Here is a 12,030-nt window from a genome sequence, read left to right as displayed (position 1 = left end):
ATCACTCTCCTAAATCAATAAAAAATAATGTGTAAATTTTGCTTACCTACCTATTCTAGTTGAAAAAGATGAATTATTTATAAAAGTTAGCAAAATTTAATAGACACATTATAAGATAAATTATGGTATTTTGCAACTAAGATGCCCCGTTGTTAATCTGCTAATAATATACACCAAAATGAAAGTTCTTATGCTAATTTAAACAGTTAAAGCAAGAGAAACATTTAACCGACATATATAGTAGACAAAGTTGAGGTGAAAAAATGATTGATGGAGTAAAAGCAAGACAAACGCAAGCTTATACAGGAGATGATCTATTTCAGTATCAGGCGCCTAAATGTATGCGCATGCCAAAAGATAAAAGTTTAGAAACTTTATTTGAACACAGTGATAATCAGGAAGAGATTTACCCATCTTATAGTAATAAGCAGGAAACTATAAATGAAGCTGTTTTATCTGAAGAAGAAAAAGAAATGCTTTTAAATTTAAATGAAGAAGAGCTAGCATTACTTCAAGAAAAAGGATATGAAGTAGAAGTGTTAGACTATGAGACTATTTACAAAGCATTAATAAATATAAAAAATGAAGATACAAATCAAAGTATTACTTCAAAAGAGGCTGAAACAGTAAATAATAAAATTAAACGTCTTAAAGAACATACAGATAGTATGTACACTTATGCAATGCAATCTGAAGGTACACTTACAATTAATGATTTATATAAAGGAAGTTTTACAGGATCAAGTGCTATTAATCCTATTACATATACAAAACAAGATATACAAAATGTATTAAATCTAAATGGGATTGAACTAAATACAGGTAATGAATGGGCGGCAGATAAGTTATTGAACTTAGGAATGGAGGTTTCTAAGGGGGATGTACTTAAAATTCAAAATATCCAAGCGGCAGTAGATGGTTTAGAGAGTTTTGAAGAGGGGCAACAAGAACTAGAGGAATTACAACAAAGAAGAGAAGAAGATGCGCTGATACAAGGCGAAAAACTTCTTTATGATAAGCACTCTATAGAAGCCATTCAAAAGGATTTAGCAGAAGTTGATGATAGAACCATACAAGAGGTTATCAAAGATGGTGAATTACCAAACATACAGAATTTAAGAGAAAAGCTCTTTAAGAATACAGAACAGATTACTAGCCAGAAGAAGCAAGCAGATTTAGACCAAGATTCAGACCAAGAACCAGCTCAAGATATAGGCGAAATCAAAAAGCAAATCAATGAAATTCGTGCAAGGTTAAATACAGAATCAGCACAGAGATTAAGTAGTAAAATGCCTCTTGAAAGTAGTGAACTTGCAAAAGTAGCAGAGGGACTAAGACAAGTAGATGTAGAAATTCAAGAAGAAGCTTTAGTTCAAGCTGATGTAGAACCTACAGATGAGAATAAACAAATACTTCAACAAGTAATGGATGTAACTCAGAAAATAAACCAACATAAAGAATTTGCAACAACTACTCAAATGCCAAGTTCAGAAGTGGAAACATTAGAGCAAATTCATGGAGCAATTAATTCCTATGAGGTACATTTTAGTGAGGCGGAAGTACGATTTGGTGAAAGCATTAAATCTGTAGAAATGCAGATTGAAAACTTCTTAGAAGTGCATAATCTACCAACAGATACATTAACAGTAGAAAGTGCAAAAGCCTTAATTCAAAATGAAATGGATTTGACAGTAGAAAACTTAGAAGCAGCTAAGCAGGCACTGAGTCAGATTAATGATTTCTTAGAAGTAATGAATCCGTATATGGCAGCTAAGCTTATTAAAGAAGGCATAAATCCTTACCATTGTTCAGTACCTAATGTTTTAGAGTGGAGTAAGCAAACAGAGCTTAAGCAAACTAAAGAAACAGTTGCAAGGGCCATTGTATCTTTGGAGGAAAAAGGACTGGTTAATGAGGAGCAAAAACAAAGTTTAATAGGTCTTTATAAGATATTAAATGGAGTAGTAGAAAATAAAGAGCAAGTAGCTGGGTATTTATTTAAGAATCAACTTCCATTAACAGTAGAGCAACTTCAAGAGGCTGTTCGTTATTCAGGCAAAAAGTCTCATATTGAGGCGAATATAGATGATAACTTCGGAGAACTGGAATCTTTACAATATGATAGTAAAACGGCTAAGACCTTAATTAATGAAGCAAATGAAGAGTTAAAGAAACTTCTAGAGGCAGTTAAAGTAGCAGAGTCTATGCCGATGCAGTTAGAGCGTTCAGGAGTAGATGAGCTAGAAGTACTAAAGAGTATGTTAATGCCCTTTGTTAAGGCTACAGTGAAAAAGGAACTTGGTAAGTTTGATGGAGTGAATACTTTACCATCTAGTTTATTAGAAAAAGTAGATGCGATTAAAGGAACTTCTAAAGAGGTACTAGAAGTGATGAAAGAACATAAAATACCTCTTACAATTTCTAATATTTATTGGGTAGATCAAATGAGCAAAGACCCAGAACTTTATAATAAAATGTTAAAAGAAACAGGGATGGATAACGTTCTAAAAGACAAGGATTTCCCGGAGAAGATGGAAGAACTTGAGAAAGTCGTTGAAGAATTAAGAGAGGAAAGCCATTACCATAAAGAAATGAGTATGGAGCAAGGGGATATCCTTAATTACAAAAACTATAAACAACTAGAAGAGATGTTAGATGTACAAAAACAGCTTATGGATAAAGAAGGCTTTTATCAAGTTCCATATTGCATAAATGGTGAAACAAAGTTAGTTCAGTTCTATGTTAAAGAAGAAAGTAAAGCTAAGCAGATGGATAAAGAAGGACTAACAGGTATTATGCGCTATGAGACGAAGGAATTAGGTACAATTACAACTTACTTTACAATTAAAGGTGAGCATATTGGTTATGAAATGCGTACAGAGTCTCAGCAAGCAGCCAAGGCGTTAGAGAAAGAAAGGCAACAATTACAGCAATTATTAGGTCAATTAGGATATCAAGTAACACATGAGCAGTACAAAGAAGATACAGCTAAGGCAGAACCAATAGCAACTCAAGTTCTTAAAGGAGAAAGTGAATTTGAAGTCATCATCTAATAAAAATCAATCAACCAATCAAAAGGAAGATAATAAAAAGGATTTATTAAATATTGTAAAGAGCTTTGTGGATTACTTTGAAGCAATAGATAAAGCTCAAGGTACGAAAGTCCATGGACAAGAAGGAGAAGCATAATGGTTACAACGGCATATATTGCAGGAGCTACGGATGCTCAGTTGATTTGTGTAACATATGAGTTATTTTTAGAAGCAATAAGAGAAGCTTTAAAGGTTGAAGGACAAGTAAGAAAACCTCATATAAATAGAGCGAGAGAGGTATTGCTTGTACTAAGTGAAAACTTAAATTTAGAAGTAGATGTAGCACGTAATCTAATGAGTCTTTATATTTACATACAGGATATTCTAATTAACCATTATAAAGATGAAAGTAAGCTTGAAGAAAGTTATAAACTTATTGAAGTTATTTATGAAGGGTATAAAGAAATAGCGGAGAATGGTCGACATCAAGTACAGACGATGCAAAATACTCAAGCAGTATATGCGGGAATGACTTATGGAAAAGACGATTTAAATGAAATGATCATAGAATCACCTAATAGAGGTTATCAGGTATAAGAAGTATAAAGGAATATTACATATAGGATAGGAATGTAAGGCACCTTTATATATTGGATATAAGTAAGAGCTTTATAAAAGATAATCTATAGAAAACAAAATATATAAGGTTAAGGGACGTGAATAGATGAAAATTAATTATAATATACCAGCGCTTAGAACACTTAACTCACTAAGCAAAGCTAATGATAAAGCAGCTACTACTATGCAAAGACTTTCTTCAGGACTTCGTATCAATAGATCAGCAGATGATGCAGCAGGTTTAGCGATTGCAAACAAAATGGATGCACAGATTAAAGGGTTACAACAAGCTAATCGTAATACAATGGACGGTGTATCGCTTGTACAAACAGCAGAAGGAACATTAAATGAAGTCCATTCAATGTTACAACGTATGAGAGAGCTAAGCGTACAGGCATCTAATGGAAGTTATTCAGAAGGTGACCTAACACAAATTCAACAAGAGATTGATCAATTACTTTCTGAGATTAATCGTATTTCTGAGGATACTGAGTTTAACACAAAATCCCTTTTAAAAGGGGAAACGTTAAAAGAAACAGGCTTTACTTTTGTTGATATGACAGGAGGAGTAGATGGAACTCCAGGTACTGAAGCAACAGGGTCTATTACAATTCCTTCACCTCTTACAGAAGAAGAAGCAAAAAAACTATTAGGTTCAGGTTTTACAATTGATGGGCAGGTTGTAGAGTTTTATGATTCTACTAATGGGACTTATAATGGTTCTGGTGTAGGGGTAGATTTAAAAGAGATTTTATCTACAACTATTGCAGATGATATAGATAGAAGTAATAAACTTACAGAAAATCTCCAGAAATCTCTTGATGGTAAATTAGAAAATGTAACAATGACTGTAGATACTACAGATACAAATAAATTGGTCATAATAGCTAATGAGCCAGGTGCACAAGGGAACTTTATCAAAACTGAAGATCAAGGTATTGTAGATCAAAAGATAACCCTTCAAATTGGATCTAATAAACAACAAGTTATGGTTGTTTCAATAGGGAGTATGAGTGCAGATAAGCTAGGCCTAGTAGGGAAACCTGGGCAAGATGGTTTTGCAGATACAGCAACTGTTACTAATGGGAAAGATAAAGCACCAACACAAGCTGCAATTAGTGTAGGAAATTCAGAAGATGCAGGTAAAGCGATTACAAAAATAGATCAAGCTATCGAAATGGTATCTTCACAAAGAGCAGCATTAGGTGCTGTACAAAATAGATTAGAGCATACAACAAGCAATTTAGGTGTAAGCGAAGAGAATATGACATCTTCACTATCTCGTATACAAGATGCGGATATGGCTTATGAAATGGCACAATATACACAACAGAATGTTCTTTCACAAGCAGCTACTGCAATGCTTGCTCAAGCAAATCAAAGACCACAACAAGTTATGCAACTTCTTCAAAGATAGGTTGAATAGTTTTCTTAGGCTTAGGCCATACTCCTCAAAAAAGGAGGGAAAACAATGACAAAAAAAGAGCAAAAACGAATAGCACAAGAAAGAGAAGAAGAAAGGCAAGCCTTAGCGGATGAGATTACATCTCTCCATGAAGAAATGGCAGCTACTCTTAATAATTTTTCAGATACAATAGAGCCAGATTTACTAGAATATTACACATACTATTATAAGGCAAGCCAAATCAAGCATAGTTATCTACTTAGGAAATTAAAAAAGGTTTATTATGAAATCGAAGAAAGTAGGAATGTAATGTAAAGGATGTCCATATCTATATATTATAGACAGATGATAGTCATCAGATCAGAGTATATAGAGGTGGAAGGCATGCAAGGAATACATCCCATTATTTTGATGAGTTTGGTAGGATGTGCAGTATTATTAGTGGGAATTATTTTTGACCAATATGTTGCAAAATGGATCAAAAATGGGTTGCTAGGAGTATGCTGCATTTATGTATGTGATTTATTTATGCCAGTGATGTGGCAAGTAGGCATTACATGGATTAGCATTATTGTTACTGCATTATTAGGTATTCCAGGAGTAATTATAATGTATCTAATCAATATTATTAAAAACTTTTAAAGAAAAACAGGAGTTGATCTAACAACTCCTGTTTATTTTTTTGCTCATAGCATGTCTATCTAAAAAGAACGCCAAAGAATCATGAAATAGATTTTCTGTTTCCTTTGAATTTTTGGCAAGATAGTTCATCCAATCATTATTAAATTTAATTTTACGTTTATCTTGGAAGATAACATATGGGGTACTAGTATTTTCTTGACTAAGGTCACCTATAGTTACAAAACGTTTGTTATAAGAAACTTTTTTTAATTTTTGTTCAAAGAGGGGAGCAATAAATTCGAAACAGGCCTCTTCGGATACTTCATCAAGAAGTTCTAGAATTTCTTTGTCTTTAATAGTAGGGAAGAAATCCCTTAAATTTTCAGGTGTAGCATCATCAGAAACATTATATTGAGTAGAAATAAGTTCGATTACACGATGTAATTTATCTAAACGGCCAAAAGTAATTTCTTTTTTTACAACAAGTTCCCAAGCATTTAAAACCATCTCAAAACCTAAATTTTCTAAAGTAGATTCTGAAGTTTTGGAAGATGCCATTGAGAGTAAACTTTTGTACCAAAATAGCTTATAGCTATTTGTAATGTATTTATAACTCAATAGATTTTCAAGTGTGGTAAAGTGAGTTGATGTTTTTTTGAATTTTGCCATAGCGGTCTCCTTTATCATTGGGTCTTAAAGTATGTAAATATAGTATAACCGAATTCTTCGATTTGGAAAGAGAGATAAGTAAATTATTGATAATGTATAAAGGATCAAACAATGATGAAAAGAAGAATAAAGTAAGAGTAAAAAGAAATATAAAGGATAATGAAAAGAATAGTTTAAAAATAGAGATAATTATATGTGTAGTGGTGTAGATTAGTTCAAATGTACCAATATATTATTAACTATATAAATTATATTGTATACAATACACATTATATTTGATATAAATTTATAAAAATGATAAAATTGTCTTATAATTTAATCTCATAAATTATAATTCATAATAGCAATGCAAGGAGGAATCGATGCATGAACAACGTGGTTGAAATTCGTTGGCACGGCCGTGGTGGTCAAGGGGCAAAAACTGCTTCTTTATTATTAGCTGAAGCTGCATTTGATACAGGAAAGTATATTCAAGGTTTTCCAGAATACGGCCCAGAACGTATGGGTGCACCTATTACTGCATATAACCGTATCAGCGATGAAAGAGTAACAATTCACTCAAATATTTATGACCCAGATTATGTTATTGTTGTAGACGAAACTTTACTTGATGTAGTTGATGTAACAGCAGGACTGAAAAAAGAAGGGGCTATTCTTGTTAACTCAGAAAAAACTCCTGAAGAATTAGCACCTAAATTAAAGGGATATGAAGGCCGCGTATGTACGATTGATGCACGCAAAATCTCAATGGAAACTTTAGGGAAATACTTCCCTAATACACCAATGCTTGGAGCAATTATAAAGATTGCTAAAATTATGGATGAAGATACTTTTATTAGTTCAATGGAGAAATCATTCAAACATAAGTTTGCTAGTAAGCCACAAGTTATCGAACCTAATATGGCTGCTGTAAAAAGAGCTTTAGAGGAGGTAAGAGGGTAATGACAGATAAAGATAAATGTATTATTGAACCATTTACACCTTGGCAAGAAACGACTAAAGGTGGTGTTGTAACATGTTCAGGAAATGCTCATTACTATGAAACTGGTGGTTGGAGAGCAGATAAACCTGAGTGGGATGCAGAAAAATGCAAACAATGCTTAATGTGTTTCCCAGTTTGTCCAGATAGTTCTATTATGACCCAGGACAAAAAAATGATTGGTATTGACTATGACCACTGTAAAGGTTGCGGTGTATGTGCAAATGTTTGCCCATTTAAAGCAATCGATATGGTAAGAGCATAAGAGGGAGGAAAAAGTTATGGCAATTCGTGAGAAATTATCTGGTAACGAAGCCGTTGCCGTTGCAATGCGACAAATCAATCCAGGAGTTGTAGCAGCATTCCCTATTACACCTTCGACAGAAGTACCTCAATACTTCTCAAGCTTTGTAAATAATGGACAGGTAGATACAGAGTTTGTGCCTGTTGAATCAGAGCATTCAGCAATGTCAGCTTGTATCGGTGCAAGTGCTGCTGGTGTACGTGCGATGACAGCGACTTCTGCAAATGGTTTAGCACTTATGTGGGAGATGCTTTATATTGCAGCATCAAGTAGACTGCCAATCGTAATGGCAACAGTTAACCGTGCACTTTCAGGTCCAATTAACATACATAATGATCATGCAGATTCTATGGGAGCTCGTGATTCTGGATGGATTCAAATCTATGGAGAAAATAATCAAGAAGCATATGATAATGAACTTATGGCAGTTAGAATTGGAGAGCATCCAGACGTTCTTCTTCCTGTTATGAACTGTTATGATGGCTTTATTACATCACATGCTATTGAAAATATTGATCTTATTGAAGATGATGTAGTTAGAAACTTTGTTGGTACTTATAGACCAGAAAACTACCTTCTTAATCCAAAACAAGCTATTGCAGTAGGACCTCTTGACCTTCCAAACTATTATTTTGAACATAAACGTAATCAAGCAGAAGGCATGAGAAAAGCAAAACAAGTTATTTTAGATGTATCTGCAGAATTTGAAAAATTAACAGGCCGTTCATATGGCTTATTTGAAGAATATATGATGGATGATGCTGAAAAAGCAATTGTTATCATTGGCTCAACTGCCGGTACAGCAAAAGCAGTAGTAAATGAATTACGTGCAAAAGGTGAAAAAGTAGGTTTAATCAAAGTAAGAGTATTCCGTCCATTTCCAGCAGAAGAAATGGCAGCTTCTTTAGCTAAATGTAAAGCAGTTGCAGTGCTTGATAAATGTGATGGATTCACAGGTAAAGGTGCACCACTCTTTAATGAAGTATGTACAGCAATGTACTTTGATGAAACAAGACCACTTGCTGTAAACTATATTTATGGTTTAGGTGGACGTGATGTACGTGTTGATGATATCGAAAAAGTATACAATGATCTTACAGAAATTGTAGCTTGCGGCAAAGTTAACGATCCATATCGTTACTTAGGCGTAGTAGATGCAGAACGTTAAGGAGGGGAAACCGATGGCATACAATTTAAAAGAAACAAGCCTTAAACCAGAAAGATTAACTGGTGGACATCGTATGTGTGCTGGTTGTGGTGCACCAGTTGTAGCACGTACCGTACTTCGTGCATTAAAACCAGAGGATAAAGCAGTTATTACATCTGCAACAGGATGTTTAGAAGTTTCTACATTTATTTACCCTTATACAGCTTGGCAAGATTCTTTCATCCATTCAGCTTTTGAAAACTCTGCAGTAACTTGTGCAGGGGCGGAAGCAGCCTATGTAAACATGAAAAAAACAGGTCAATTAGATGATACGTATAAGTTTATTGCATTTGGTGGAGATGGTGGTACATATGATATCGGTATCCAATCCCTTTCAGGAGCAATGGAAAGAGGTCATGACATGGTTTATGTATGTTATGATAATGGAGCTTATATGAATACTGGTATCCAACGTTCTTCTGCAACACCTAAATATGCAGATACAACCACTTCACCAGCAGGTAAAGTGGTACCAGGAAAACAACAATACAGAAAAGACCTTACAGCAGTAATGGTAGCGCATAATCTTCCATATGTAGCTCAAACAGCTCCAATTGGAAACTTCAAAGATCTTTATGAAAAATCAGAGAAAGCTATCTATACAGAAGGGCCAGCATTTTTAAATGTACTTGCTCCATGTCCTCGTGGATGGCGTTATGATACACCTAAACTTATTGAAATGGCACAATTAGCAGTAGATACATGCTTCTGGCCACTTTTCGAAGTAGAAAATGGTGTATATAAATTAACTTATAAACCTAAAAATAAACGTCCAATTTCTGATTGGTTAGAAGCTCAAGGACGCTTCCGTCACATTACAAAAGACCCAGAAAAAGTGGCAGAACTTCAAGCAGAAGTTGATAAGAGATGGGAACATCTTCTTGCATTATGTGGAGAAAAATAAAATAACAAAATAAAAGGATGAGGTTTTAACAAAACCTCATCCTTTTATTTTAAAAAAGAGATATTAACAATAGTAACAAGGGGATGTGTATAAGTGGATATATTTATCAACAAACTGTGAATAATATCTGTTAACTGTTAATTGTACAAAAGAAATATATTGACCTTAATACAAGTAAATTAAGAGAAAATGTTGACATGTATATAAATAGATGATATAATTTTTTGTGGATAGAGTTGTGGATTAATTGTTCACATCTCTGTGTATAATTCGAACACACTTAAATCAATCCTGACTTTTGGCCACCCTGATGTGGTCATTTTTTTTTGGGACAAATATGTATAAACTTTGTTTTCCTTGTATAAACTTAGAAGAAACCATTTTTAGGGAATTCTTTAAGTTGGGAGGCAAGGCATGAATTTACTCAATGAAGTTAGAGATTATATAGAATATATCAAGAAAAATACGTATATATTTAGTTTGCAAAAGCAAGGATTAGAATTGCTTCTTGGCTTCAATGAAGACTTAAAACATTCACATACTATTCCAAAGGGATATGTGGATGCATTAGATTATTTTTTAGCAGTATGGGTACCAAAACACAAAAAATATTTAAAAGTAGAAGAAGCTTTTAATATTGCATATACTGTACAGGATTTATTGACATTTATTCATAAGAAATACAATAGTGAAGATAATACACCTATTGTATTAGATTACTATGGAGAAGAATATTTAAGGGTGTATAAAGTAAATGAGATTGTTAGAAAGATGGTTGGTGACCCTATTATTAGTATGACACCAACGATTATAGACCTAGAAAGTTATCGTGAATATAGAGATAAACAGCAACACAGAGATAGCATGGCTATGTATGAACAGGGACTATTTAGAGTTGAAGAAATCAATGATGAAGGTTATATTGCACTTAGCAAAATCAATGGCCAAAAATACTGTAAGGTACTTATGCGTAGAGATTGGATGTATAACTTTAAAGTTGATGATATTTTACATGTTACCTTAAAAAGAAAAATATTTTTTATATATTGGGAAATAGAAGAGTTAAAGGCATATTATCCAAGTAAGGCTGCTCAGTATCTTTAATTTCAAGAGAAGTTTCGTTATAATGTAGTTAAAGATAGAGTGCAGCAATATGAAAGGAAATTTAAATATGAAAATCGTACTTTTGCTAGCTAATTGTACAAGTCTTATACTGCAACAAATTAGGCAGATAACAAAAAATGTCTTTGATGAATTAGAAGTTAATATTGAAGTAATAGAATTAGAGCGTTTACAGTATTATCAAGGAGAAAAAAGTTGGCAGTTTGAGAATATTGCAAAATCCATTAAAGAAAGTAAGGGGGTTGTTGCAATTTCTCATGTACATATTGCAGGGATGCATAGTTCTATGCAAAACTTTTTTGAGCATTTAGTAGAATGGGAAGAAGTGATTGCAGATAAGCCATTATTTGCAATTACATATAGCGGCTTTATGGGTGAGAAGCAGGCTGCGAATAAAATGATAGAAGCTTGGGAACTTTTAGGGGGGATAGATGGCGGTAATATAGCACTGAATCGTTGTACTGTCATAGAGGATGTACAACCAAGTATAGAAAAAAGCATAGAGGCTTTTTATCGTATAATGAGGCAAGGAAGAGCTTACATTATGAGTAGTGAAAGACAGTGCTATCTTTCATTAAAAGGCTCTAAAGTACAGCCTGAAGCAAAAAAAGGTATACCTACTCCTGATACTCAGATTGATACAAAATTATTGGTAGAACCAGTTTCAGAACAAGGACATAAAGAGGATAAGTCATATTTTGATTTATCTACAAAGGAACAAAATATCCAAGAGTTAACTCAGTTATTAAAAACACAGATGCAAAGAAATGATGAAGAATTTGTACACATGTCTCAAGCAACATATAATTATCCGAGGAAAAATGCTGACACAAGTAGTAAAGTTAAATTACATCATATTCCACACTATTTTATTGGGCAGCATAACAGAGATATAAATATGGTAATCCAATACCTAATGACAGATTCAGCAGATAAGGGTGTAATTATTATTAGGGATGGAGATTGTACTTATCAAGAGGGTATAATAGAATCCCCAACCATTGAAATTACTATGTCACAAGAAATTTTATCCCAAATTTTATCAAAACAAGTTACTTATCAAAAGGCATTTATGATAGGTAAATTAAAAGTAAGGGGTAATTTTGCAGTATTATCTAAGCTAGACCAAGTTTTTAAAGCTATGTAACGTATAAATAAGTAGGACATCT

13 protein-coding genes are annotated in these 12,030 nt (G+C 33.5%); 12 read left to right on the top strand and 1 reads right to left on the bottom strand.

Features of this window, described 5'->3' with window-relative positions; translation table 11 throughout:
• Positions 1-263 precede the first annotated feature (263 nt).
• From PBV87_RS03215 to PBV87_RS03190, 6 genes are all read left to right on the top strand, one after another.
• Positions 264-3,053 (top strand): DUF6240 domain-containing protein, encoded by a 2,790-nt coding sequence (locus PBV87_RS03215; protein ID WP_271011130.1) that lies wholly within the window; start codon positions 264-266, stop codon positions 3,051-3,053.
• A complete protein-coding gene (locus PBV87_RS03210; RefSeq protein WP_271011129.1) occupies positions 3,037-3,189 on the top strand; it encodes a hypothetical protein in 153 nt (50 codons plus the stop codon). Before PBV87_RS03215 ends, PBV87_RS03210 begins: the two co-directional genes overlap by 17 nt.
• On the top strand, positions 3,189-3,629 hold the full coding sequence (locus PBV87_RS03205) for a flagellar export chaperone FliS (protein WP_271011128.1): 441 nt from the start codon (positions 3,189-3,191) through the stop codon (positions 3,627-3,629). Before PBV87_RS03210 ends, PBV87_RS03205 begins: the two co-directional genes overlap by 1 nt.
• A 127-nt stretch (positions 3,630-3,756) precedes the next feature.
• Positions 3,757-5,067 carry a flagellin N-terminal helical domain-containing protein gene (locus PBV87_RS03200; protein ID WP_271011127.1) on the top strand — a complete coding sequence of 437 codons (1,311 nt, stop codon included), beginning with the start codon at positions 3,757-3,759 and terminating at the stop codon, positions 5,065-5,067.
• A gap of 54 nt (positions 5,068-5,121) precedes the next feature.
• Positions 5,122-5,370, top strand: coding sequence for a DUF2508 family protein (locus PBV87_RS03195; protein WP_053982446.1), 249 nt, complete (start codon positions 5,122-5,124; stop codon positions 5,368-5,370).
• Between the two features lie 69 nt (positions 5,371-5,439).
• Positions 5,440-5,697, top strand: coding sequence for a pro-sigmaK processing inhibitor BofA family protein (locus PBV87_RS03190; protein WP_271011126.1), 258 nt, complete (start codon positions 5,440-5,442; stop codon positions 5,695-5,697).
• Positions 5,698-5,715: 18 nt separating this feature from the next.
• On the opposite strand, the gene PBV87_RS03185 is transcribed toward PBV87_RS03190, so the two are convergent.
• Positions 5,716-6,345 (bottom strand): hypothetical protein, encoded by a 630-nt coding sequence (locus PBV87_RS03185; RefSeq protein WP_271011125.1) that lies wholly within the window; start codon positions 6,343-6,345, stop codon positions 5,716-5,718.
• Between the two features lie 366 nt (positions 6,346-6,711).
• Between PBV87_RS03185 and PBV87_RS03180 the strand changes: the two genes are divergently transcribed.
• The 6 genes from PBV87_RS03180 to PBV87_RS03155 all read left to right on the top strand — a co-directional run bounded on the left by PBV87_RS03180 (position 6,712) and on the right by PBV87_RS03155 (position 12,008).
• A complete protein-coding gene (locus tag PBV87_RS03180) occupies positions 6,712-7,287 on the top strand; it encodes a 2-oxoacid:acceptor oxidoreductase family protein (protein WP_271011124.1) in 576 nt (191 codons plus the stop codon).
• Positions 7,287-7,589 carry a 4Fe-4S binding protein gene (locus PBV87_RS03175; protein ID WP_053982450.1) on the top strand — a complete coding sequence of 101 codons (303 nt, stop codon included), beginning with the start codon at positions 7,287-7,289 and terminating at the stop codon, positions 7,587-7,589. Before PBV87_RS03180 ends, PBV87_RS03175 begins: the two co-directional genes overlap by 1 nt.
• 16 nt (positions 7,590-7,605) lie before the next feature.
• On the top strand, positions 7,606-8,796 hold the full coding sequence (gene porA, locus PBV87_RS03170; RefSeq protein WP_271011123.1) for a pyruvate ferredoxin oxidoreductase: 1,191 nt from the start codon (positions 7,606-7,608) through the stop codon (positions 8,794-8,796).
• 13 nt (positions 8,797-8,809) lie between these two features.
• Positions 8,810-9,739 (top strand): thiamine pyrophosphate-dependent enzyme, encoded by a 930-nt coding sequence (locus PBV87_RS03165; protein ID WP_053982452.1) that lies wholly within the window; start codon positions 8,810-8,812, stop codon positions 9,737-9,739.
• 414 nt (positions 9,740-10,153) lie between these two features.
• Positions 10,154-10,843, top strand: a complete 690-nt coding sequence (locus PBV87_RS03160) for a hypothetical protein (protein WP_053982453.1) — start codon at positions 10,154-10,156, stop codon at positions 10,841-10,843.
• A gap of 67 nt (positions 10,844-10,910) precedes the next feature.
• On the top strand, positions 10,911-12,008 hold the full coding sequence (locus tag PBV87_RS03155; RefSeq protein WP_271011122.1) for an SCP2 sterol-binding domain-containing protein: 1,098 nt from the start codon (positions 10,911-10,913) through the stop codon (positions 12,006-12,008).
• Positions 12,009-12,030: the final 22 nt, after the last annotated feature.

It is taken from the genome of Holtiella tumoricola, from assembly GCF_027857615.1.
GTDB classification, from domain to species: domain Bacteria; phylum Bacillota; class Clostridia; order Lachnospirales; family Cellulosilyticaceae; genus Holtiella; species Holtiella tumoricola.
Note: the sequence above shows the minus strand (reverse complement) of the source record. Positions and strands in the feature narration are given on the sequence as shown.